Here is a 23,820-nt window from a genome sequence, read left to right on the forward strand (position 1 = left end):
TGGCCCTTGCCAAACCAGCCGCAAGTGGTATCTTCTGCAATTGAGAATAATTCTCAATTGCAGAGCATCATGCACAATACCGACCTGACCACCCCCACCCTGCCCGGAATTGGACTGACCCGGTTAGGCCCATTCCGCCCACGTCGTCTGCTATTGGTCGCAGCCCTTGTGGCGCTCGCGCTTGCACCCGGGGAACTGGGCGAGTTGACGCGCGGGCTGATGCAGGACGCGTTCGTGCAGGTCTCGGCCTTTGTCGCGGCAACGCTTCTTTTGTTTTACGGGCTCGAGAAACTCTTCCGCTTCGATATGGGCCTTGCCATGGGCAAGGCGCGTGGCATGCAGGTGCCGATTGCCGCCCTTCTTGGCGCGACACCCGGCTGCGGCGGCGCTGTCGTCGTGGTGGCGGCGTATGCCTCGGGCAAGGTTTCGTTCGGCGCGGTCGTGGCCACGCTGACCGCAACGATGGGAGACGCGGCCTTTCTCCTGATCGCGACCCGACCCGACGCGGCGCTGGTCCTGCTGCCCGTGCAGTTCGGCGCCGGCATCCTGACCGGCTGGCTCATCGACCGCTTCGTCGTGACCGACTATCGTCCGCAGGGCGGCGCCTGCGACATCGCCCCACGGATCGGCAAGACGCGCCTTCGCGACTACGCCTATCTTGCCGCTGCCATTCCCGGCCTGATCGTGGGGGCCGCACAGATCGGTGCGATTGAAATCAACCATGTCCTCGGCATACCTGTGACATGGTTCGCACTGGCGGGCGTCTTCACCGGCCTCGCGATCTGGGCCGCCTCACCCGTGAACGCGATGACGAATGCCTCGGACGGGCCGGTCACGCGGATGGCCGAGGAAACCTCCTTCATCTCGGTCTGGGTGATTATCGCCTATCTCGCCTATGACTACGCGGCCGCATATGCCGGGCTCGACCTGAAGGCGATGTTCGCCTCAATCGCGCCGGTTCTGCCGCTGATCGCCGCCGCTATCGGATTTGTCCCCGGCTGCGGGCCGCAGGTTCTGGTAGCAACGCTCTACATCAATGGCGCAATCCCCTTCTCGGCGCTGATGGCCAATGCGATCTCGAACGACGGCGACGCGCTCTTTCCCGCCATCGCTCTGGCCCCGAAAGCGGCGATCATGGCCACGGTATTCTCGACCATCCCTGCGCTGATCCTCGCCTACGGCTTCTACATCTTCGCGCCCGGGTTTCTGAACTGAGGTCAGGCGGCGATCGCGAGTTGTACGACGCCTCTCCTGCGGTTACCTTTTGCGCAGGAGGAGTCAGATGGCCGACGAAGAGCTCACCTTCAAGCAGATGTGCACGCGGTTCGACGTAACCCCGCGCACGCTGCGCTACTACGAATATATCGAGCTTCTGGCCCCCCGAAAGGACGGACGCGCCCGATTCTACGGTCCCCGCGAAAGCGCCCGCATGAAGCTGATCCTGCGCGGCCGCCGCTTCGGCTTCAGCCTTGAGGAAATCCGGCAATGGCTGCTTCTTTACGACCAGAAGGGCACCAAGGAGCAGTATCAGGTCTTCGTCGACCTCGCGAACCGGCAACTTGGCGAATTGCAGACTCAACGCAGCGAACTGGACCAGACGATCGGTGAACTGACCGCTTTGCGCGACACGACGGCCGAGTCGCTGAAGGGCTGAACCCCGCCCGCCGCCCCAATCCGGCGGCACGGAAATGTCGCCCGATTGGCAAAAATCCTTAGGACATTACGTCATAATTTTTGTGACGCCACGTTACAGTGACGTAAGCGTCAACTTCCCTTGTAAGGATCGAATTAACGTTCAATCTGCCCTACATGACGTTACGACAACCATGAAGGGCCCAACCGTGAGCACTGAAACCATGACCATCCGCGAAATGTGCGACGCGTACGACGTGACACCGCGCACGCTTCGCTTCTACGAATCCAAGGAACTCCTCTATCCGATACGCGAGGGGCAGAAGCGGCTTTACACGAAAAAGGATCGCGGACGCCTCACGCTGATCCTGCGCGGCAAACGCTTTGGCTTCAGCCTGGAAGAGATCCGGCAGCTTCTGGACCTCTACGATCCGCAAAGCCTGAACATGGCGCAGGTGGCCAAGACGCTCGACGTCGCCAAGCACCATCTGGCCGATATGACGCAACGGCGTGACGAACTGAACGTCGCAATTGCCGAACTCGAAGCCCATATCGAACTGGGTGAAAAACACCTCGTTAATCCGAAACCGATCAAGATCTGACACCAACGGAGAGCATTCATGCCCAGCTACACGGCGCCTACACGCGACATACAATTTGTCCTGAACGAGGTTCTGGACGTCGCGAACAGCGATGTGCCGGGCTATTCCGAACTGGAACCGGATTTTACGGCCGCCGTTCTGGAAGAATGCGGCAAGCTCAACTCTGAAGTGTTGGCGCCCCTGAATGTCGTCGGCGACAAGGAAGGCTGCCGGCTGGAAAACGGCGTCGTGCGCACGCCCACGGGCTTCAAGGCAGCCTTCGATCAGGTTCGCGAAGGCGGCTGGACCGGCCTCGACATGCCCGAAGAGTTCGGCGGCCAGAACATGCCTTACGTCATGGGCATCGCCACGCTGGAAATGTTCGCCTCGGCCAACCAGGCCTTCGCCATGTATCAGGGCCTCACCCATGGCGCTGCCTCGGCAATCCTTGTCCACGGTTCGGAAGAGCAGAAAGCGACCTACCTGCCGAAGATGGTCAATTGCGACTGGACCGGCACGATGAACCTGACCGAGCCGCATTGCGGCACCGATCTGGGTCTGATGCGGACCAAGGCCGAACCGCAGGACGATGGCAGCTATGCCATCACCGGGCAGAAGATCTTCATCTCGGCCGGCGAACACGACATGGCCGACAACATCATCCATCTGGTTCTGGCCAAGATCCCCGGCGGGCCCGAGGGCATCAAGGGCGTCAGCCTCTTCATCGTGCCGAAATTCCTGTTGAAGGAAGACGGAAGCCTGGGGGAACGCAACGCGCTCTCCTGTGGCAAGATCGAAGAAAAGATGGGCATCCACGGCAATTCGACCTGCGTCATGAACTATGACGGGGCCAAGGGTTTTCTGATCGGCGAGATGCATAAGGGTATGCGGGCCATGTTCACGATGATGAACGAGGCGCGTCTGGGCGTCGGCATGCAGGGGCTGGCGCAGGCTGAGGCCGCCTATCAGAACGCGGTCGCCTATGCCAAGGACCGGTTGCAGGGCCGCGCCGTGACAGGCGCCGAGAACCCCGACGGCCCGGCCGACCCCCTCATCGTCCATCCCGATATCCGCCGCAGCCTGATGGACCAGAAGAGTTTCACCGAAGGCGCCCGCGCCTTCATCCTCTGGGGCGCGATGCTGATCGACCAGGCGCAACGGGCAGGCGACAAGGATGCCGACGGGCTGATTTCGCTCCTGACCCCGGTCATCAAGGGCTTCCTCACCGATCGCGGCTACGACATGACCGTTCAGGCCCAGCAGGTCTATGGCGGCCATGGCTATATCGAGGAATGGGGCATGTCGCAGTACACCCGCGACGCCCGCATCGCGATGATCTACGAGGGTGCCAATGGTGTGCAGGCGCTCGATCTGGTCGGCCGCAAGCTGGCGCAGGATGGCGGCAAACACGTCATGGCCTTCTTCGACATGGTGAAGGGTTTCTGCAAGGAAAACGGCGATGTGGAGGGCATGGCCCCCTTCATCGAACCGCTGAAAGCCGCATCGAAGGACCTTCAGGCGGCAGGCATGTTCTTCATGCAGAACGGCATGAAAAACCCCAATGCAGCACTCGCAGGCTCCTATGACTTCATGCATCTCTTCGGCCATGTCTGCCTCGGCCTGATGTGGGCACGCTCGGCCAAGGTGGCGCTTGTGGCACTCGCTGGCGGCGCCTCCGACAAGGGCTTTTACGAAAACAAACTTACGACGGGGCGCTATTACATGGCCCGGCAACTGCCGATGACGGCGACCCATCTCGCGCGTATCCAGTCGGGTGCCGATGTCGTGATGACGCTGCCCGCCGACGCGTTCTAAAGTCTCGAGGAAGAGACACGCATGGACGGCTCCCGCGGCACCTCGCGGGGGTCAGACCGAACGCCACAGGACCCGAATGCCCAAACGCCTGCGCCTGACCCGACGTTTCCCGGCCGCGATGTCGAACGACGCCTATCGCACCCTGTCGCGCTTCGCGGACGAGGCCGAGATCACCACCGACGAGGCACTGACATTCCTCTTCGAGCATTTCGGATCGGTGACGCACAAGGACAACCTCACCCACCGGCTCAGGCTTTTCAAAGCCGAGCTTGAAGACCGAAAGGCATGAGCAGGATGGCGATGGCGGAATTGAGTATTTTTGCCAAGAAGAAATACAAGATGCGCCCCGGAAACGACGTCGGCCCTCAAAGCTGGGGTGCTTCTCGTCGATCCCGGAGCGACTTCTCCTTGGGCGGTCATCGGCACTCCTGCCTGTACCGCCCCACGAAACTCGCCCGATTCTGGTTAACAAATCCTTGTTCTTCTTGGCGAAAAAACTCCACGGGGGTGCGGGGGTGTGAAACCCCCGCTGGCGCAACAATCAGCAGGGGCACGGCATGACGGCAAAACTCCACTGCTTCGGCGAAAGCGGCAATGCCTATAAGGCGGCGCTGACGTTGGAACTGTCCGGCTATGACTGGGAACCAGTCTTCGTCGATTTCTTCAACGGCGCGACGCGCACGCCCGAGTTCCGCAAACTCAATGTCATGGGCGAGGTGCCGGTTTTCGAGGAAGACGGTCAGACCCTCAGCCAGTCGGGCGCGATCATGTATCATGTCGTCAGGCGGACGGGAAAACTCGGCGGCGCACCGGACGAGGCTGATGAGGTGCTGCGCTGGGTCCTGTGGGACAATCACAAGATGTCATCTCAGGCCGGGATGACCCGGTTCCTGATGAACTTCCTGCCCGAGTACAAACGCCCCAAGGATGTCATCGCCTTCATGCAGGCCCGTCTCAAGAACGCCTATGCCGCGCTCGACGCCCATCTGAAGGGCCGCGACTGGATCGTCGGCGGCGCCCCGACCATCGCCGACATCTCGGCCTGCGGCTATCTCTATTACCCCGAGCCCTTCGGTTTCGACCGCAAGGACTGGCCCGAAATCGACCGCTGGCTGGCGGGCATCTCTGCCCTGCCCGGCTGGAAACATCCCTATGACCTGATGCCCGGCAACCCCTCTGACCGGGCGGCGAACTGACCGGAGGACACCATGACCGAAGCCTATATCTACGACGCCGTGCGCAGCCCGCGCGGCAAGGGCCGCGCCGATGGCGCGCTCCATGAAGTGACCTCCGTCGCGCTTTCGGCGAAGATTCTGAACGCAGTCAAGGAACGCAACAACCTTGCGGGCCACGCGGTTGAGGACGTGATCTGGGGCAACGTAACCCAGGTCGGCGAACAGGGCGGATGCCTTGCCCGTTCGGCGGTGTTGCTGTCGGACCTCGACGAACGCATCCCCGGCCTTGCCATCAACCGCTTCTGCGCAAGCGGCATGGAGGCCGTGAACCTCGCCGCCAACCAGGTAAAGGGCGGTGCCGGGTCCGCCTATATCGCGGGTGGCGTCGAGATGATGGGCCGCGTCGCCATGGGGTCGGACGGGGCCGCGATCGCCGTCGATCCGACCTTGGCGATGAAGACCTATTTCGTGCCGCAGGGCATTTCCGCCGACATCATCGCCACCGAATACGGGTTCAGCCGCGATGACGCCGACGCGCTTGCGGTGGAGTCTCAAAATCGCGCCGCAAAGGCTTGGGAAGACAAGCGTTTCGCCAAGTCTATCGTCACGATCCGCGACCAGAATGGGCTGCCGATCCTCGACCATGACGAATACATGCGCCCCGGCACCGACATGCAGACCCTTGGCGCGCTGAAAGCCTCGTTCAAGGATATGGGCGAGGTCATGCCCGGTTTCGACAAGGTCGCGCTGATGAAATATCCGCATCTGGAGCGGATCAACCATATCCACCATGCCGGCAACTCCTCGGGCATTGTCGATGGTGCCGCCGCCGTCCTGATCGGCAACAAGGAATTCGGTGAGGCCCACGGCCTGAAACCCCGCGCCAGAATACGGGCGACGGCAAAGATCGGCACCGATCCAACCATCATGCTCACTGGCCCCGTACCGGTGACCGAGAAAATTCTGAAGGACAGCGGCATGTCGATCAGCGACATCGACCTTTTCGAGGTCAACGAGGCCTTTGCCTCGGTCGTCCTGCGCTTCATGCAGGCCTTCGACGTCGACAATTCCAAGGTCAACGTCAATGGCGGCTCCATCGCCATGGGCCACCCCCTCGGCGCGACCGGCGCGATCATCATCGGCACGCTCCTGGATGAGCTGGAGCGCAGCGGCAAAGGCACGGGCCTTGCCACGCTCTGCATCGCGAGCGGAATGGGTGCGGCCACGATCATCGAGCGGGTGTGACGATGCCCGTCATCGACAAGAGCAAGGTGCCGGTCAAGACCGGCTCCATCTATCCCCAACCCTATGCCAGCCAGATGGCGGGGCGTTCCAGCCTGCGCCTCGGCGATGCAGGCGGGCTTACGCAGTTCGGCGCGAATGAGGTGATCCTCCAGCCCGGCGCGCTGTCATCGCTGCGCCACTGGCATCACCGCGAAGATGAGTTTGTCATGGTGACCCAGGGCGAATGTGTGCTGGTGCAGGACGAAGGCGAAACCACCATGCGCCCCGGTGACTGCGCGGCCTTTCCGGCCGGCTATCCGAACGGCCATCATTTCATCAACAAGACGGACGCCGAGGCACGGTTCCTCGTCATCGGCTCCCGCATGAACCCCGAAAAAGCCACCTATTCCGATGTCGATCTGGAAGTGGAGCTGAAGGACGGCAAGGCCACCTTCACCCACAAGAACGGCACCCCCTATCAGGGAGACAGAACATGACCGATTTCACCTATGCCGTGGACGCTGACGGCGTCGCAACCATCACATGGGACGTCCCGAACAAGTCGATGAACGTGCTGAACCTCGACAGCATGGTGACGCTGGAGGGCTTCGTCGATCAGGCTCTGGCCGACGACAAGGTCAAGGGCGTGATCCTGGCCTCCGGCAAGAAGGATTTCGCCGGAGGCATGGACCTGAACGTCATCGCCAAGATGAAGGAAAGTGCCGGGGACTATCCGGCGCGGGGCCTTTTCGACGGGATCATGAAGTTCCACGGGCTGGAGCGGAAGATCGAGCTTGCGGGCATGGACTTCAAGACCAAGAAGGGCGGCAAGCCCATCGTCGCGGCCCTGCCCGGCACGGCCCTCGGCATCGGGCTCGAAATCCCGCTCTCCTGCCACCGCATCATCGCCGCCGACAACCCGAAGGCCAAGATCGGCCTGCCGGAAATCATGGTCGGCATCTTCCCCGGCGCGGGCGGCACGATGCGGCTGACGCGCAAGCTGGGCGCGATGGCGGCGGCGCCCTTCCTGCTGGAAGGCAAGCTTTCGGACCCCAAAAAAGCCAAGGCAGCGGGCATCATTGATGAGGTCGTAGCCCCGGAAGAGCTGATGAGCCGCGCCAAGGAATGGGTGCTGTCGGCAACGGATGCCGATATCGTCAAGCCGTGGGATGCCAAGGGCTACAAGATGCCGGGCGGCGCACCCTATCATCCGGCGGGCTTCATGACCTTTGTCGGCGCCTCGGCCATGGTCCATGGCAAGACGCAAGGCGTCTACCCGGCGGCAAAGGCTCTGCTGGCGGCGGTGTATGAGGGCGCTTTGGTGCCCTTCGATACCGCGCTGAAGATCGAGGCGCGCTGGTTCACCAATGTGTTGATGAACCCCTCGTCGGCGGCGATGATCCGCAGCCTCTTCATCAACAAGGAGGCGCTGGAAAAAGGTGCGAACCGGCCCAAGGTCGAGGATCAGACGGTGAAGAAAGTCGGCGTGCTCGGTGCGGGCATGATGGGCGCGGGCATCGCCTATGTCTCGGCCAACGCGGGCATCGAGGTTGTGCTGATCGACGCGGCTCAAGATGCGGCCGACCGGGGCAAGGCCCATGCCGAGGGTATTCTCGACAAGGGCATGAAGCGCGGCAAGGTCACGGCCGAGAAGAAGGTCGAAGTGCTGGCCCGGATCAACGCCACGACCGACTATGCAGCCCTTGAGAGCTGCGACCTGATCGTCGAGGCGGTGTTCGAGGATATGGGCGTCAAGGCCGACGTGACAGCGAAGGCCGAAGCCGTCATCCCGGCGGGCGCGATCTTTGCCACCAACACTTCGACCCTGCCGATCTCGGACCTCGCCAAGGCATCGAAGCGGCCCGAGCAGTTCATCGGCATCCACTTCTTCTCGCCTGTCGACAAGATGATGCTGGTGGAGATCATTAAGGGCAAAGAGACCGGCGACGTTGCCGTGGCCAAGGCGCTCGACTTCGTACGTCAGATCCGCAAGACCCCGATCGTCGTCAACGACGCGCGGTTCTTCTACGCCAACCGCTGCATCATTCCCTACATCAACGAGGGCATCCGCATGGTGGCCGAGGGCGTCGAACCGGCGCTTATCGAGAATTCCGCGAAACTCCTCGGCTTCCCGCTCGGGCCGCTGCAACTGGTTGACGAAACCTCCATCGACCTTGGCGTGAAGATCGCCAAGGCGACGAAGGCCGCGATGGGTGACGCGTACCCTGACAGCGCCGTGGATGAGGTGCTGTTCGCCATGGCCGACAAGGGCCGCCTGGGGCGCAAATCCAGTTCGGGTTTCTACGCCTATGACGAAAAGGGCAGCCGTCAGGGGCTGTGGCAAGAGCTGGGCGCGGTCTGGCCGGTGGCCGACACGCAGCCCGATCTGCACGAGGTCCAACACCGGCTGATGATGGCGCAGGTGCTGGAAGCGGTCAGGGCGCTGGAAGAGGGGGTTCTCGAAGACATCCGCGAAGGCGATGTCGGCGCGATCCTCGGCTGGGGCTTCGCGCCATGGTCGGGTGGGCCGTTTGCCTGGCTCGACATTATCGGGGCCGAACAGGCTGTAGCGATCTGCGGCGGGCTGGAGAACCGTTACGGCGCACGCTTTGCGGCACCGAAGCTCCTCCGCGACCTCGCCGCGAAAGGCGAGACTTTCTACGGTCGCTTCACGCACACCGCCAAGGCGGCCTGACCCTCGGGCGGGGGGGCCGGTCCCCCCGCCTGCCCAACCGGCGGCGGCGAGCGCGCGCCAATCGCGCACAGTTCGACCGCCGCCGAAGCATCCCCCGATAATAACGAAGTACGAAGGGCTTGCGGCCCCACGGGCGGCATGCAAGCTGCGACGCAGGGGGTGCCATGGCTTTTCCGATTCACGAACTGGCGGCGCTTGGCACCGCGACCTGCTGGGCGACAACCGGCATTCTTGCCTCGGATGCCGTCCGGGCGCTCGGCCCGTTTTACTTCAATCTGATCCGTCAGGGTCTGGTGGCTCTGCTTCTGGCGATAATCGTCCTGGCCTCAGGCGCGATGACACTGCCCGACTGGCACGGGATCGCGGTGCTGGCGCTGTCGGGCGCTGTCGGCATTCTGCTCGGTGATACATTCAACTTCGCTGCGGTCGGCCGGCTCGGACCACGACGCGCGGGCGCGATCTATGCGCTGAACGCCCCGATGGCCGCCGTGCTCGCATGGCTGGTCCTTGGCGAACGGCTTGGCTGGCAGGCGGCGCTTGGCATCGGCATCACTGTGGCGGGTGTCGCGCTGGCGATCATGGGGCGTCCACCCCAGACCGCGCACCGGTTCGAGCAGATGAGCGGCCGGCTGCGAGCGGGTCTGCTCTTCGGCCTTCTGGCGGCACTCGGGCAAGCGATCGGGGCGCTGATCGCCCGGCCCTACATGCAGGGCGGGCTTGACCCCTATGTGGGTTCGCTGATCCGGGTCGGCGCCTCGGGTCTCGCCATGGGGATCGTTGCCACCCTGCCCCTTGCGCCTCCTCGCCCAAGGTCGATCAGCCGGTCAACGCTCGTGCTGACAGCGCTGACGGCGGTGATCGGGCTTCTTCTGGGCATGACCTTGTTCCTTTACGCCTTGCAAGGCGCGCAGACCGGTATCATCGCAACACTTTCAGCAACGTCACCGGTGATCATCCTGCCGCTTCTCTGGCTCAGGACCGGACAGCGGCCAAGCGCCAAAAGCTGGGCAGGCGCAGCCCTGGCGGTGGCAGGGCTGGCGCTGATCTTCACGAGATAGGCGCACCTAGCCGGGGTCGAAGCGATAGCCAAACCGCTCAATGTCAGCGGCGCAAACTTGCGCGACCGTTTCGGCATCGTCAGCCGAATAAAGCGGCCGCCAGTCGCGCGGTCGATCCGATGCATTCTCGACGGCGAGCGGTGCGAGCCGGAAGCCGAGATGGGCCTCGAACGGTATCACGTCTTCGTCGAAATGCTCCAGCCGGATAAAGAGGTCACAACGCTCGTCCCCTCCGGAGGTTTTCACATAACTTCCATAGGGATGTAAGGCAAAGCTCGTGCAGGTTACGGGCGCGTTCAGGAAGTCACTGAACTCCGTTTCCTTCGCCAGCGTCACGGCGGGATGGGCGAAGCTCTGGGCGCGCAGCCAGTGGTAATAACTGACCATCCGGTTCCAGGGATTGCGCACCATGGTCACGGTGAAAAACGAACCAATTTCTTCGTCCGTGGCAAGGCCGCGAATATCGGCAAGCGTCGAATGCTTCCAGAGCCGCCCGGTGGTCTCAACCCCGTTCAGCCGCCCTTTCCGCGCCTTCGCCTTGGGCGTGTCGCCGACGAAGATATCGTCGCGTTTCGCCCGCGCCTCCAACGCCAGCGTCAGCGCCGTTCCCCCGGTCTTGGGGATATGGATGAAGATATAGCGGCGCCCGCGCGACAGGATCATTCAGGCGAATTTATCTCCCGCGAAGCGCGATGATAAGCCCTGCCGCAAAGATCATGACGATCCCCCAGACCGCCGTCGGGGCCAGTACATCGCCCCAGATCACATAGGCCCAAAAGGCCGAGGCGGGCAGGATCACGTATTCGAAGATCGCAACCCGGCTGGCCTCGGCAACCTGATAGGCCTTGATCATCATGCCCACCCCAAGAAGCGAGCCCGCCGCCTGCACGAAGGTCCAGAAAAGGAAGGTCGATGTGGGCCAAACCGCGCCGCGCAGGATGAACCCGTCGGCCCCCGCAGGCACGTCCTGCGGCCAGAGGGCGAAGACGCCCATGCCAATCAGGCCGAAAATGCCCAGCATCGCGAAGAACCCCATCAGCAGCGTTTCCGCCGTCTCGCCCGCGCACCATTGCCGCGTTGCGATATTGCCAAGCGCATAGAGCGCGCCTGCGCCGATGGGCAGGATCGTGAGCGGGCTCAGGATCGTCCCCTGCCCCGGTCCCAGAACAAGGATCGCGCCGCAAAAGCCCAAGACTACACCGAAAATCCGGAACGGGCCGAGTGACTGACCGAAGGCAAAGCGGGAAATCAGCAGGGTGAAGATGGGTGCCGTGAAAAGCCCGGCCGCGACGGTCGCCACTGGCAGGAATGCCAAACATCCGAAATAGACGATCATCGCCGTACCATGCAGCGCGCTCCGGCCCGCCACGGCCGCCCAGTTGCGCGGGCGAAGCCGCCAGCCCATGACCGCCGCGACCGCACCGAGGATAACGAAACCGAAAGCCGTCCGCGTCGCGAAGAACTGCCAGAGCCCGGCATCGCGCGCGATAAGCTGCACGTAATTGTCGGTAAATCCGATCGCCATGGCGTAACCAAGGATCAGAAAGGCCGCCAGGATCGTCGCATTCACCGCTCTCGGCTCAGCTTCTGTCGTCATATCGCCACCAAATGTCGAATCCCGGTATCCTTGAAGCCGTTGCAATGGCAATAATCGCGCCGGTTAGCGACATCTTCGGTCGGGGAGGACTGGTATGGGTTGGATGGCGGATGAAACCGGACTGGGTCGGAATGCGGCGAATTTCGTGCCTCTGACGCCCCTCTCGTTTCTGGCGCGCGCAGGCGATGTCTTTGCCGATCACACCGCCGTGGTCTATCGCGGCACGCGCCGCAGCTATAGCGAATACCGCGCCCGGGTCAGCCGCCTTGCCTCTGCCCTCATGGCGCGCGGCGTGCAGCCGGGCGATGTTGTGGCGACGCTCCTTCCGAATATCCCGGCGCAGGCCGAGGCTGCCTTCGGAATTCCTGCCGCAGGCGCCGTACTGAACACGATCAACACAAGGCTCGATACCGATACGGTCGCCTATATCTTCGGCCATGGTCAGGCGAAAATCGCGCTGGTGGATACCGCGCTTCTGCCGCTGGCCGAGGCAGCAATTGCCGAAATGGGCGGGCGAGGGCCCGAGATCATCGAGGTCGCCGACCGCGAGGCGGGCTTTGCCCCGTCCGGCCGCTACACCGAATACGAGGCGCTGTTGAAACAGGGCGACCCCGACGCAGAATGGATCATGCCGCAGGACGAATGGGAAAGCCTGTCGCTCAACTACACTTCCGGCACCACGGGCCGTCCGAAGGGTGTCGTCTATCACCATCGCGGCGCCTATCTGCTCGCGATGGGGACTGCCGTGACATGGGCCGTTGGCATAAGGCCGGTCTACCTGACCATCGTGCCCCTGTTCCACTGCAATGGCTGGTGCCACACTTGGATGATGCCCGCCGTCGGCGGCACGCTCGTCTGCTGCCGCGACGTGACCGCAAAGAACATCTACGACGCCATCGCCGATGAGGGCGTGACCCATATGGGCGGCGCGCCGATCGTGCTGAACTCGATCATCAATGCCAAGGACGCCGACCGCCGACCCTTCGACCACGTTGTCGAGGTCTATACCGCCGGCGCCCCGCCCCCCGCCGCGACCTTGGCCGCCATCGAGCCCCTCGGCTTCCGCGTCACGCAGGTCTACGGGCTGACCGAAACCTACGGCCATGTCACCGAATGCCTATGGCACGACCGCTGGGACGGGCTGGCGCAGGGCGAACGCGCGTCGATCAAGGCCCGCACCGGGGTCTTGATGCCCTTCATGGAGGACATCACGGTCCACGACGAAACCGGCAATCCGGTGCCCCGCGACGGCAAGACCGTGGGCGAGATTGCCATTCGCGGCAATTCGGTCATGAAAGGCTATTACAAGAACCCCGAGGCCACGGCCGAGGCATTCAAGGGCGGGTTCTTCCGATCCGGCGACATCGCCTTCCAGCACGAGGACGGCTATATCAAGATCACCGACCGCGCCAAGGACATCATCATCTCGGGCGGCGAGAACGTATCCTCGGTCGAGGTCGAGGGCGCGCTGATGCACCATCCGGCAGTCTCGCTTTGCTCTGTCGTGGCCAAGCCGGATGACAAATGGGGCGAGGTGCCCTGCGCCTTTGTCGAGCTGAAAGAGGGCCGGACGGCGGATGAGGCGGAGCTTATCGCCTTTGCCCGCGAGCGGCTGGCAGGGTTCAAGACGCCCAAGCGGGTGGTCTTCTGTGAACTCCCGAAGACCTCGACCGGCAAGGTGCAGAAATTCGAACTGAGAGCGCGGGCCAAGGAGCTTTGATCTGTCCGTCCGCGCGACCGGGCAATTGGTTCAAAGGAACGGCCTGTCCGCCAATCGTCCAGGTCCGCTTTTCGGAACGGAGCGGGCTACTGCTGCGACTTCACAAATGTCGGCTTAGCGCATCAAACCATTCTGCTGAATTGCGCTGCCAGAATGCCAGACGTCAGCACCCTCTGGACGGATTTAGGGGGGTGAGCAACGAAGGGCTTCTGGTTCATCGAAGCCAGCATGGGCGATGATGAACAAGACATCCGGAACATCGGAGAACGCCGCGGACAAGCTGGCAAGGGGCATCAAGCGGAAGGCATGACAGTACTACTCGACCGACGAGAAGATCGGAATCGTTCTGGCAAGCCTTCGGCACGAGGAGACTATTTCAGTACTGTGCTGGGGCGACGGCTTTGCCGGGAGCCGGTACTATTCCTGATCGAAGAAGCTACGATTTGTCGGCCATGAACCCGGCATAACTCGGGTCAATACGACGCTTGGGGTGCTCGGTTTAGCGATCAGTTTATTGTTTTCCTGCGAATACCGGGGGCAATTCTCGTTTCAGGCAATCAATGAAAGCTTCAAACGCGGGTAGAAGGCCCTGTCGGGATGGCATCAGCAGGCTGATTTGCGGACAACCCGCTGTCCAGCTTGGCAACACCCGGACGAGAGTTCCAGCATCGACCTCTGGCAGGCAGACATAAGACGGCAAGGCAGCAATTCCCAAGGAAGATATCGCAGCGCGCTTGAGCGTGGTCATGTCGTCGCTGGCCAATCGAACGTGACAGGGCACCGAAGCGCTTTGCCCGTTCACATCGGCAAGCAGCCACTGATGCGCCTCCGCCGGGCGCCCGAGGACAAGGGCCGGATGATTGGTCAGGCAGGAAGGCTCATCAGACGATGGCAGGTTTTCGAGATACCTGGGTGAACAGAACAGGTGCCATTCCAGCTTCGCAAGCTTCACCTGGATGAGACTTGAATCGGGCAGCGTGTCCATATGCCCACGGATCGCCACGTCGATCCCGTCCTTCACCAAATCCTCCATCCGGTTCGATGCCCGCTGCACAACGTCCACCTTTGGATTGTCCTGCAGAAATCGCGGTATGATCCGGTCGAGGGCAAACTGTGCCATGCCGACGGAACAGGATACTGTAACGACACCTTCGATCCTGTTGGTCTTGCGGCGAACAGCTGTTTCGGCGGCTTCGAACCCGGTTATTGCGGTCTGCGTCTGGCGATAGAACTCCTCACCGATATCCGTGGTGGTCACGACGCGCGAGGTTCGCTGCAGAAGGCGGACCCCCAGATGTTCTTCGAGTTGCCGGACCCGTCGGCTCAACCGCGACTTCGGGATCTGCAATGCTCGGGAGGCGGCTGAGAAGCCACCCTTCTCGACGACCTGAACAAAATAGAAAGCGTCGTTCAGATCCATGCGCGCCTCTCTTATTGTTCTAAAATTAGAACGGTTGGTTCCGATATTGACCGATTTTCGTTCAATTGTCTCGCTCGTATCGTCAATGGGACTGAAGCGAGAATGAAGATGAACACCAAACGCATCGATACAATTGCCGGAGTGCCGTGTGAGACCTATGCCGCAAGCGGCGGCAGGGCAGTCATGAAGGGCGAAGGTTTTTCGGCCAAAAGCTACCGGCACTCCGATTTCGGGGGGCTGATGGACCCGCTGATCATGGTGGATCATTTCATCATGACTGAACCCACGTTCGGGACGCATCCCCATGCCGGGCTTTCGGCGGTCACGGTCATGTTCCAGGACAGCGAAGGTGCTTTCCGCAATCGCGACTCTTTGGGCAACGATGTCGATCTGGCGCCCGGCGATCTCTACTGTTTCAAGGCCGCGCGCGGCGCGGTTCACAACGAAGAGCCACGCCCCGGGGCCAGGACGCATGCGCTGCAGGTTTTCGTGGGATTGCCCGCCGAGAAGAGGTACGACGCGCCTGCGGCATTCCACATCCGTGCAGAGGATATTCCTCTTCTACCGGGCGAACGGTCCACGGCTCGACTGGTTTTGGGCGACAGCAACGGCGTTAGAGGCCCAGCTGTGCCCGACGTCCTGCTGACGCTCTTGGACATCGACATTCAGGCCGGGGGCCGGTTTCTGCACCAAGGCGCCGGCGACCAACACGCCTGGATTCTCTCTATCACAGGGGCGCCGACCGTCACATGGAACCGGTCTTCAACCGTTCTGCCGAGCGGCTCGGCCATCGCCTTTGGAGGCGCGGCGGACATCACAATGTCGGCGGACCACGCGGCGCATGTCGTTCTTTTCCGGGGAAAGCCGCTGCGTGACGCATTCATCCAGAGAGGCCCCTTCGCGATGGGCAGCGAGGCCGAGATCGACGCGGTCGAGGCCGCCTATCGCGCCGGTCGGCTTGGATCAATCGACTGAAAACCATCCACCACAACCGACCACCGACCCTGAAAGGAGACGACCATGAAACCCGCAGGTATCCCGATCTTTCTTGCTCATACCGCAATCATAGGCCTTGCGGTCATCGGTCTTTCCACACCCGGAAAGGCCGGATCGGAGCGCGGCCACAATCCCGCCAACACCATCTCATCCGAGCCCGATCACCCCGACAGTTTCCGTCACTTCGCGCCGGAGCTCCCGGCGATGAAGGCGCGAGTTCCGGCGGTCAATACCGAATTCGGACTGCATGTCAGCGAGATCGAGCCCGGCCTCTTCTTCCTCACCGACTTCATCTACCAATCCGCGTTTCTGGTGACCGATGAGGGCATCGTCGTCTTCGATGCGCCGCCGAGCTTTGGCGAGCGGCACCGGATGGCGATCGAGATGTCGGCGCCGGGTATACCGATCACCCATTTCATCCTCAGCCACAAACATGCCGATCACAATGGCGGCGGGCATGCTTTTGCCGATATCGAAGGACTGACCGTCATCGGCGCGCAGGCAACCGCCGACAGCCTTGCGGCCAATCCGCTGCGCGGCGTTCTCACGCCGACAGAGACATTCGAGGATGCGCTGTCGCTGTCTGTCGGTGGTGTGCCCGTCGAGTTGCAGACCGCCAATTTCCACGCCAACGACACTGATGTGATGATCCATCTGCCCCAGCAGAAGTTCCTCATGGCGATTGACACCATTACTCCGGGCGAAGCGCCTTTCATGAACTTCGGTGCGACCAGCAACCTTGAGGGCTACCTGACCAACTTCGAAACTTTTCTGTCCTATGATTTCGAGCACTTCCTGTCGGGTCATGTTTCGGTCTTGGGCAACCGCCAGGATGTCGAGACAGCGCGCGACTATGCCTTTGACGTTCGGGACACCGTCTACGGTCTGTGGCCCGATTTCCTCGACCGCTTCAATGCGAAAATGGAACTGACCGGGTTTGCAAACGGCAATCTCGCCTATCGCATGACGATGGAAGAGGTCCGCGATGAGTGTACCGACCAGATTATTGACCGCTGGGAAGACAAGCTTTCCGTGGTGGATCTCTGGGCCGACAGCCACTGCGAAACGGTTGTACTGCACGCGATCATGCATTGAGGGCCTGAGGGCGGGTCGCGTGAGGTGATCCGCCCGCCGGTTTCAGCCATCGACCAACGCCAGAAAGGACCTGACCGTGTCCACCTTCATCCTTTTGCTGATGCAGCTTTCTGTCATTGTCTACGCGCTCGTCGCGGGTGTCTTTCTTGCCTTTTCCGACTTCATCATGCGGTCGCTGGCCCTCACAACCGGCGATGGCGGGGTCGAAGCGATGCAGGTCATCAATCGCGAAGTCTTCCGCTGGGTGTTCATGGGGCTGTTTCTCGGTATGGCCCCCATATCGCTCGCGATCGGTGGATACGCCTGGATCTATGTGAGCGGTCCGCCGGGTCTGCTGATCCTGTCGGCGGCACTCATCTACCTTGTCGGCTGCTTCGGGGTCACGATTGTCTTCAACGTGCCGATGAACCAAGCGCTTGCGGGCATGGCATTGTCATCCGATGCAACGCGGGACTACTGGCTGCAGACCTACGTGCCGCGCTGGACCTTCTGGAACACCGTCCGCACGGTTGCGGCGACGGTGTCCGCCGCCCTCCTGCTTGCCGGTCTCTCTGGCTGACACAGACGCAAATTCAACATGCACTATCCGTCGTCGGAGTTCTCCGGAGAGCTGAGGCGGTTTTATAACGGGGGCTCTGGTTCGGTTTCTGTTTGAGTTTATGCGGCAGCGGCTTGGTGCTGCAAGCGGCGGTTTCGGATTGTCTGCTTCGGGATCTCCTCTCTCATCTTCAGGATTTTGTCACCTCGGCCGACGTAGACGTCGGCGGGCGTTAGGTTGTCCAGGATCTTGTGGTCGCGACGGTTGGTGCAGTGATCGAAGATGGTGCCGATCTGTCGTACGAGATCGCCGGGCAGGTAGTAGTTTTCCAACAGCACCCGGTTCTTCGTCGTCGTACAGAGCTTCCGGACGATGATGTAACGGCCGTAGTCGTCGAGAATGGCCGAGAGACAGAACCAACCCCAGCAGATCACCTTCAGGTAGGCGTCGATGTCAGATATGTTGATGCTCAGGAAAGCATAGGGTTCGTCCGGAAAGTTTCGGTCCTGCCGAGAGCCGCGCACCAAATACGTTTCCCGCACAGGCTAGATGTTTTCCGGTCATACCGTGGCAACGTAAAAATCTGATTCGAAATAGATTTTCGGTACTTCGAACCGAGAGCTTAGCGGTCTTGCGCAATCAATTGCTTACTTTGACTGCTGACCTCCTTGGGATTTATCGCAGCCCGGCGCGCCATTCCGCTTGGCGGTCAGATTTGCAAAGGCTATCGTCCGCTTCGCAAAGCCCCGGGGGAAGGACGATGGCCACCCAGAAACTCTATGCCGGCGTGAAGCTGCGCGAAACGCGCAACCGTCTGGGACTGACGCAAAAGGCCTTTGCCGCCAAGCTCGGCGTGTCGCTGCCCTATCTGAACCAGATGGAGAACAATCACCGCCCGGTCTCGGCCGCCGTGGTGCTGGCGCTGGCGGGCGAGTTTGGGCTTGATGTGACCGAGCTTTCCTCGGGCGATGCCGAACGGCTCGTCTCGGACATGCGCGAGGCGCTGGCCGATCCGATCTTTGCCGACAGCACACCACCGCTCGCCGATCTCAGGCTCGCTGCCTCGAACGCGCCGATGCTGGCGCGCGCCTTTCTCGAACTGCATCGCGCCTACCGGCAGACCCATGAACGGCTCGCCTCGCTCGACGAGGCACTGGGGCGCGAGGAAAGCCCCGCCCGCGCCTCGCCCTGGGAAGAGGTGCGCGACTTCTTCCATTATTGCGACAATTATATCGACGCCGTCGACCGCGCCGCCGAACGCTTTGCCGAGGCGCAGGGAAAGGGCGCCGATCCCGAAGCGCGGGCCCGCGCGGCTCTGGCCGAAAAGGGGATCGAGGTGGTGCTGTCCGATGACAGTGACATCCGTGCGGTCGCTGACCGCCGCATCACGCTTTCGACCCGGTCCACGCCCGAAACACGGCGCTTTCAGCTTCTGCACCAGCTTGCACTCGTCACCCAGAACGAGCTTCTGGAGGCGACACTGGACCTCGCCCGCTTTCAGTCGGAGGCGGCGCGCTCCATCGCCAAGATCGGGCTCGCCAACTACTACGCCGGGGCCGCCCTTCTGCCCTACCGCACCTTCCTTGAGGCGGCGGAAGAGACCCGGCACGATCTGGAGCGGCTCGCCGACCGTTTCGGTGCCTCGATTGAACAGGTCGCCCACAGGCTCTCAACGATGCAGAGGCCGGGGCTGAAGGGCATTCCCTTCTTCTTCGTCCGCGTCGATCAGGCCGGCACGATCACCAAACGCCATTCGGCGACACGCCTGCAATTCGCCCGGTTCGGCGGCGCCTGCCCGCTCTGGAACGTGCACCGTGCCTTTGAAACGCCCGGCCGCTTTCTCAGGCAACTGGCCGAGACGCCCGACGGGGTGCGCTACCTGTGCCTTGCCCGCGACGTATCGAAACCCGGCGGCTCTTTCCACGCGCCGGTCCGGCGCTATGCCATCGGGCTCGGCTGCGAGGTGAGCCACGCCAAGGGCCTCGTCTATGCCGACGATCTGGACCTGACGAATTCCCGCGCCTTCGAGCCCATCGGTATTTCCTGCCGCATCTGCGAAAGGAAGGATTGCCACCAGCGCTCGGTTCCGCCGCTGGAACGCAGGCTGCGCGTCAATCCCGACCGGCGCGGGCTGTTGCCCTACGAAATCGACTGAAACGCAAAGGACGCCGTATATGGACCTCACCGGAAACCGCATCATCGCCGCCCCCCGCGCCACGGTCTGGGCGCGGCTCAACGATGCCGAAACACTGAAAGCTGCCATTCCCGGCTGCACCGAACTGACTGGCTCACCAGAAGAGGGGTTCAGCGCAACCGTCGTGCAGAAGGTCGGCCCGGTTAAGGCGACCTTCAAGGGCAGCGTCACGCTGTCGGACATCGTTGCGGGCGAAAGCTACACGATCACCGGCGAAGGCTCGGGCGGTGTCGCGGGATTTGCCAAGGGCGCAGCGAAGGTGCGGCTCGCGGATGTCCCGGAGGGCACCGACCTCGTCTATGAGGTCGAGGCCCGGGTCGGCGGCAAGATCGCCCAGCTCGGCGCCCGCCTGATCGACGGTTTCGCCCGCAAGATGGCTGACCAGTTCTTCACCCGCTTTCAGGAAGCCGTGGAACCGCCGACGGAATAGGCCCTTGCCCCAAAACGTGGGACCGGAAGGATTTTGAACCAAAATCCTTCCGGCAGGCGTGAAAAGTTTTGACCAAAACTTTTCGCGCCCCGCCCTGATTATCCGGTACCCCGTTGTCAGACCGCCGCCAGCATCCGCGCGATCTCATCCTTCAAATGGGCGCGTTTCTTGCGCATCTCGGTTTCGACCATTTCCGCCACCGGCTCCACCCCGGTCTCGGCCCGGTGCACATCGCGATTGACCGCATGGTATTCCTCGGCCAGCCGGGCGAAATGCGCATTCGAGACCTTCAGCTCGTGGATCTTTTCAGCTTCGGCGGGAAACTCTTCATGCAGTTCATGCGGGGTATTCGACATCATCGCGCTCCATATTGACGTTCCCCCGATTTATGGAAGGTCGCCACACCGCAAACCTTGACCTCGGTCAAACCGGCCTACCCTGTCGACGCGAATGACATGAAAAGCGCCGGCAACGCGCTTGCGCTCGCGGGCCCAAGCGCCCAAGTTCGCCGCGAGATTCCCATGGCGGTGACGACCCGTATGATCCTGCTCGAACATGGCCCGGACGGCGCGCCCGCGCTCTTCGACCGCCCCCGGCGGCTGATCCGTGCTGACGGGCCGGGGGAGGTCGCACCCGCGCTTGCCGCGCTCGACAGGGCGCAGGCCGACGGGCTTTGGATCGCAGGTTTCGCATCCTACGAGCTTGGCTATGCGCTCGAACCGCGCCTTGAGGCCCTGATGCCTGAGGGGCGCCGCGTGCCGCTTCTGGCCTTTGGCATTTACGATGTGCCCGACAACGCCGACGGCGTGCTCGCAGAGGCTGCCGCCGAGTCTGGTGCGGCGCGCCTCAGCCGCCCCGACCCGGTCTGGAGCGCCACAGATCACGGCGCGGCGCTGTCGCGCATCCATGACTATATCGGCGCAGGGGACATCTATCAGGCGAACCTGACGATGCAGATGCGGGCCATGCGGTCCGGCAGCGCACTTGGTCTTTACGGCGCGCTCGCCGCGCGCCAGCCGGTTCGGCACGGCGCCTTCGTGGCGCTTGACGATCTGCCGGTCCTCGTCTCGCGCTCGCCCGAGCTTTTCTTTGCGACCGACGCCACGGGCCGGATCGAGACCCGGCCGATGAAGGGCACCGCACCCCGCGCCTCCAACCCAGCCCATGATGCGGCGCTGAAGATGGAGCTTCAGCAAAGCCTTAAGAACCGCGCCGAAAACCTTATGATCGTTGATCTTTTACGCAACGATATCTCTCGCATCTGCGAAATCGGCTCGGTCCGGGTGCCCGAGCTTTACGCCATCGAAAGCTATGCCACCGTGCATCAGATGGTCAGCCGCGTGACCGGCCAGTTGCAACCCGGCACAGAACCCTCGGCCCTCTTCCGCGCGCTCTTTCCCTGCGGCTCGATCACCGGCGCGCCGAAAATCCGTGCGATGGAGATCATCCGCGACCTCGAATCCGGCCCGCGCGGCGCCTATTGTGGGGCGATCGGCTGGATGGGGCCGGATGGCGCATCCAGCTTCAATGTCGCGATCCGCACCTTGACACTTTACGGCGAGACGGAAGTGGAGTTCGGTGTGGGCGGGGGCATCGTAGCCGATTCCACTGCGGCGGGCGAATATGAGGAGGCGCTGTGGAAAGCCCGATTTGCCGAGCTGATACAAGACTGATCGAAACCTTTGGCTGGGATGGCGACTGCTTTTCCTGGCTTAACGCCCATCTGGCCCGCGCCCGTGCCTCCGCTGCCGTGCTGGGCTTCATCTGGGACCAGACCGCCATCGACGCGGCGCTTGCCACCGTGACCGGCACAAAGCCGCTCCGTGTGCGGCTGACCGTCGGCCGTGCAGGCGATGCCGAGGTCACGACGAGCCTTCTGACCCCAAACCCGCCGGAATGGCGGGTGATCCTGTCCGCTGAAAAGCTCGACCCCAACGCTCCCCTGCTCGCATTCAAGACAACCGAACGCGCGCTCTATGACCAGACCCGGGCCAACTTGCCCACCGGAATCGACGAGGCGCTTTTCCTCAACACCCGTGGCGAGGCCGCAGAAGGCACGATCACCAATCTCTTTGCCGATTTCGGCAACGGCCTTGTGACGCCGCCGCTCACCTCCGGCTGCCTTCCGGGCATCCTCCGCGCCGAACTGATCCATGAGGGCCGCGTCCGCGAAAAGGTCATCCGCGCCAAGGACCTGCCCCGCGCGCGCCGCCTGTTCATGGGCAACGCGCTGCGCGGCCTCATCCCCGCCCGGCTGGTGCCCGTCGCCTGATCCGCTGATCTCTTCTGTTTGCAGATACTCCGGGAGGGTCCGGGAGGGCAGCGCCCTCCCGGCGGATCGGCCCGCCGAAAGCGGGACGAAACAAGGTGCAACGTCTCCTAAAGCGCCCGCAACAGCGTCAGTGATGGCTCTCCTGTCACCGCAAGGCCCCGGGACGCCTGATAGGCGCTGATCGCCTCGCGGGTCTTCGGCCCGATCACGCCGTCGGTGCCGCCTGTATCAAAACCCCACGCCGTCAGGCCGCGCTGCAGCGCGATGCGGTCAGCTTTGCTCATGCCATAGACATCTGGCGGGAACGTGCCCCGCAAGGGTCCCGCTCCGCCGATCCGGTCAGCGAGATGCCCGACCCCGATCGCATAGGCATCGGAATTGTTGTAGCGCTTGATCGCCCTGAAATTACCGGTCACGGCAAAACGCGGGCCGCCCGGCTGTGGCTGGATCACATTGCCCGTGGCCCCCGCGCCCGCCTCGGCACCCCAGCGAACCCCACGCTGCCAGCCGCTCCGCGACAGATAGGCAGCGGTCGAGGCGAGCGCATCACTCGGGTCTTCAGACCAGATATCGCGCCGCCCGTCACCGGTGTAGTCAACCGCATAGGCAAGATACGAGGTCGGGATGAACTGGGTATGCCCCATCGCACCCGCCCAGCTTCCGGTCATCCTCTCGGCCGTGATGTCACCGTTTTGCAGGATCTTCAGCGCCGCGACGAGCTGGCTTTCGAAGAACGCACCCCGTCGCCCGTCATAGGCGAGCGTCGAGAGGGCCGAGATCACCGGCACATCGCCGCGCCTCTCGCCGTAGAAACTCTCCAGCCCCCAGATTGCCGTGATGATATGGGCATCGACACCGTAACGCGCCTCCAGCGCCGACAGCGTGGTCCCGTGACGGGCATAGGCCGCCCGTCCCTTCGCCACCCGTTCGTCGGAAACCGCGATGGAAAGATAGTCCTCCAGCGTGCGCGTGAACTCCGTCTGGTTGCGGTCGCGCTCGATCACGCCGGGCAGGAAACCCGCATTGCGAAATCCCGACGCAAGGGTCGCGTCGGATATGCCGTAGCCCCCAGCCCGTGCCCGGAACCGCGCGACCCAGGCGTCATAACCGGGATTGGCGACGGGTCGCAGATCGGCTGCCAGCCCGCCCGTATTGCGCGACGCAATGGGGGCCGTGCTGGTGCAGGCGGCAAGCCCGAAGGCGGTAAGAGAGAATGCGAAATGCCGTCTGCTGATATGCATGATCCTGCCCGTGGTTTGTTCTTTTCACCGATGGTAACGGAACGGGTGGCAGGCGCAATCCGCGCATCTTGGCGGTGGCCGGGTTTCGCGCAAGCCCCCGCCCTGCCCGACATCTGTCGGGACGGATGCCAGACGGA

At 62.5% G+C, this 23,820-nt stretch carries 24 protein-coding genes; 18 read left to right on the forward strand and 6 right to left on the reverse strand.

Annotated elements, in window-relative coordinates; genetic code table 11:
* Nucleotides 1–69: 69 nt before the first annotated feature.
* The 10 genes from QKW60_RS07060 to QKW60_RS07105 all read left to right on the forward strand — a co-directional run bounded on the left by QKW60_RS07060 (nucleotide 70) and on the right by QKW60_RS07105 (nucleotide 10,180).
* On the forward strand, nucleotides 70–1,215 hold the full coding sequence (locus tag QKW60_RS07060) for a putative manganese transporter (protein WP_282367542.1): 1,146 nt from the start codon (nucleotides 70–72) through the stop codon (nucleotides 1,213–1,215).
* Between the two features lie 67 nt (nucleotides 1,216–1,282).
* Entirely contained in the window at nucleotides 1,283–1,654 is a 372-nt protein-coding gene (locus QKW60_RS07065) for a MerR family transcriptional regulator (RefSeq protein WP_282367544.1), read from the forward strand.
* A 187-nt stretch (nucleotides 1,655–1,841) separates the two neighbouring features.
* A complete protein-coding gene (locus tag QKW60_RS07070; RefSeq protein WP_282367545.1) occupies nucleotides 1,842–2,234 on the forward strand; it encodes a MerR family transcriptional regulator in 393 nt (130 codons plus the stop codon).
* An 18-nt stretch (nucleotides 2,235–2,252) separates the two neighbouring features.
* Entirely contained in the window at nucleotides 2,253–4,028 is a 1,776-nt protein-coding gene (locus QKW60_RS07075) for an acyl-CoA dehydrogenase C-terminal domain-containing protein (protein WP_282367546.1), read from the forward strand.
* Nucleotides 4,029–4,104: 76 nt separating this feature from the next.
* Entirely contained in the window at nucleotides 4,105–4,317 is a 213-nt protein-coding gene (locus QKW60_RS07080) for a hypothetical protein (RefSeq protein ID WP_263738431.1), read from the forward strand.
* Between the two features lie 268 nt (nucleotides 4,318–4,585).
* Complete coding sequence (locus tag QKW60_RS07085; protein ID WP_282367547.1) at nucleotides 4,586–5,224, forward strand: glutathione S-transferase family protein; 639 nt, start codon at nucleotides 4,586–4,588, stop codon at nucleotides 5,222–5,224.
* Between the two features lie 12 nt (nucleotides 5,225–5,236).
* Nucleotides 5,237–6,448, forward strand: coding sequence for an acetyl-CoA C-acetyltransferase (locus QKW60_RS07090; RefSeq protein ID WP_282367548.1), 1,212 nt, complete (start codon nucleotides 5,237–5,239; stop codon nucleotides 6,446–6,448).
* A 2-nt stretch (nucleotides 6,449–6,450) separates the two neighbouring features.
* Nucleotides 6,451–6,924, forward strand: coding sequence for a cupin domain-containing protein (locus tag QKW60_RS07095; protein ID WP_282367550.1), 474 nt, complete (start codon nucleotides 6,451–6,453; stop codon nucleotides 6,922–6,924).
* The gene (locus QKW60_RS07100; RefSeq protein WP_282367552.1) at nucleotides 6,921–9,122 is read left to right on the forward strand and encodes a 3-hydroxyacyl-CoA dehydrogenase NAD-binding domain-containing protein; all 2,202 of its coding nucleotides are present in this window, start codon (nucleotides 6,921–6,923) and stop codon (nucleotides 9,120–9,122) included. The genes QKW60_RS07095 and QKW60_RS07100 overlap by 4 nt, the downstream gene beginning before the upstream one ends.
* Nucleotides 9,123–9,286: 164 nt before the next feature.
* Nucleotides 9,287–10,180, forward strand: a complete 894-nt coding sequence (locus QKW60_RS07105) for a DMT family transporter (RefSeq protein ID WP_282367554.1) — start codon at nucleotides 9,287–9,289, stop codon at nucleotides 10,178–10,180.
* A gap of 6 nt (nucleotides 10,181–10,186) precedes the next feature.
* Here the strand turns inward: QKW60_RS07105 and QKW60_RS07110 are convergent, their stop codons facing one another.
* Nucleotides 10,187–10,843 carry a sulfotransferase family 2 domain-containing protein gene (locus QKW60_RS07110; protein WP_282367556.1) on the reverse strand — a complete coding sequence of 219 codons (657 nt, stop codon included), beginning with the start codon at nucleotides 10,841–10,843 and terminating at the stop codon, nucleotides 10,187–10,189.
* Nucleotides 10,844–10,853: 10 nt separating this feature from the next.
* Nucleotides 10,854–11,777 (reverse strand): DMT family transporter, encoded by a 924-nt coding sequence (locus QKW60_RS07115; RefSeq protein WP_282367557.1) that lies wholly within the window; start codon nucleotides 11,775–11,777, stop codon nucleotides 10,854–10,856.
* 94 nt (nucleotides 11,778–11,871) lie between these two features.
* Between QKW60_RS07115 and QKW60_RS07120 the strand changes: the two genes are divergently transcribed.
* Entirely contained in the window at nucleotides 11,872–13,497 is a 1,626-nt protein-coding gene (locus QKW60_RS07120) for an AMP-binding protein (protein ID WP_282367558.1), read from the forward strand.
* A 511-nt stretch (nucleotides 13,498–14,008) separates the two neighbouring features.
* Here the strand turns inward: QKW60_RS07120 and QKW60_RS07125 are convergent.
* Nucleotides 14,009–15,139, reverse strand: a complete 1,131-nt coding sequence (locus QKW60_RS07125) for a LysR substrate-binding domain-containing protein (protein ID WP_282367559.1) — start codon at nucleotides 15,137–15,139, stop codon at nucleotides 14,009–14,011.
* Nucleotides 15,140–15,157: 18 nt separating this feature from the next.
* On the opposite strand from QKW60_RS07125, the gene QKW60_RS07130 reads away from it, so the two are divergent.
* From QKW60_RS07130 to QKW60_RS07140, 3 genes are all read left to right on the forward strand, one after another.
* Entirely contained in the window at nucleotides 15,158–15,892 is a 735-nt protein-coding gene (locus QKW60_RS07130; RefSeq protein WP_282367561.1) for a pirin family protein, read from the forward strand.
* A 45-nt stretch (nucleotides 15,893–15,937) separates the two neighbouring features.
* Nucleotides 15,938–17,008: an MBL fold metallo-hydrolase gene (locus QKW60_RS07135; RefSeq protein ID WP_282367562.1), complete on the forward strand. Its 1,071-nt coding sequence runs from the start codon at nucleotides 15,938–15,940 to the stop codon at nucleotides 17,006–17,008.
* Nucleotides 17,009–17,084: 76 nt separating this feature from the next.
* Nucleotides 17,085–17,567, forward strand: a complete 483-nt coding sequence (locus QKW60_RS07140; protein ID WP_282367563.1) for an anthrone oxygenase family protein — start codon at nucleotides 17,085–17,087, stop codon at nucleotides 17,565–17,567.
* Between the two features lie 98 nt (nucleotides 17,568–17,665).
* Here QKW60_RS07140 and QKW60_RS07145 read toward each other — a convergent pair whose 3' ends face one another.
* Nucleotides 17,666–18,073 (reverse strand): hypothetical protein, encoded by a 408-nt coding sequence (locus tag QKW60_RS07145; RefSeq protein ID WP_282367565.1) that lies wholly within the window; start codon nucleotides 18,071–18,073, stop codon nucleotides 17,666–17,668.
* A gap of 233 nt (nucleotides 18,074–18,306) precedes the next feature.
* On the opposite strand from QKW60_RS07145, the gene QKW60_RS07150 reads away from it, so the two are divergent.
* The gene (locus tag QKW60_RS07150; protein WP_282367566.1) at nucleotides 18,307–19,701 is read left to right on the forward strand and encodes a helix-turn-helix domain-containing protein; all 1,395 of its coding nucleotides are present in this window, start codon (nucleotides 18,307–18,309) and stop codon (nucleotides 19,699–19,701) included.
* Nucleotides 19,702–19,720: 19 nt separating this feature from the next.
* On the forward strand, nucleotides 19,721–20,170 hold the full coding sequence (locus tag QKW60_RS07155) for an SRPBCC family protein (RefSeq protein ID WP_282367568.1): 450 nt from the start codon (nucleotides 19,721–19,723) through the stop codon (nucleotides 20,168–20,170).
* Between the two features lie 116 nt (nucleotides 20,171–20,286).
* Here the strand turns inward: QKW60_RS07155 and QKW60_RS07160 are convergent, their stop codons facing one another.
* The gene (locus tag QKW60_RS07160; RefSeq protein ID WP_282367570.1) at nucleotides 20,287–20,526 is read right to left on the reverse strand and encodes an HP1242/YdcH family protein; all 240 of its coding nucleotides are present in this window, start codon (nucleotides 20,524–20,526) and stop codon (nucleotides 20,287–20,289) included.
* Nucleotides 20,527–20,709: 183 nt separating this feature from the next.
* Here QKW60_RS07160 and QKW60_RS07165 point away from each other — a divergent pair, with 183 nt between their 5' ends.
* Together QKW60_RS07165 and QKW60_RS07170 are read left to right on the forward strand one after the other, a co-directional pair.
* Complete coding sequence (locus tag QKW60_RS07165) at nucleotides 20,710–21,843, forward strand: aminodeoxychorismate synthase component I (RefSeq protein WP_282367786.1); 1,134 nt, start codon at nucleotides 20,710–20,712, stop codon at nucleotides 21,841–21,843.
* Nucleotides 21,807–22,442: an aminotransferase class IV gene (locus QKW60_RS07170; RefSeq protein ID WP_282367572.1), complete on the forward strand. Its 636-nt coding sequence runs from the start codon at nucleotides 21,807–21,809 to the stop codon at nucleotides 22,440–22,442. The genes QKW60_RS07165 and QKW60_RS07170 overlap by 37 nt, the downstream gene beginning before the upstream one ends.
* Nucleotides 22,443–22,549: 107 nt before the next feature.
* Here the strand turns inward: QKW60_RS07170 and QKW60_RS07175 are convergent, their stop codons facing one another.
* Nucleotides 22,550–23,683 (reverse strand): lytic murein transglycosylase, encoded by a 1,134-nt coding sequence (locus tag QKW60_RS07175; RefSeq protein WP_282367574.1) that lies wholly within the window; start codon nucleotides 23,681–23,683, stop codon nucleotides 22,550–22,552.
* Nucleotides 23,684–23,820: the final 137 nt, after the last annotated feature.

Source organism: Albidovulum aestuarii (assembly GCF_029961185.1).
Classification (GTDB): Bacteria; Pseudomonadota; Alphaproteobacteria; order Rhodobacterales; family Rhodobacteraceae; genus Albidovulum; species Albidovulum aestuarii.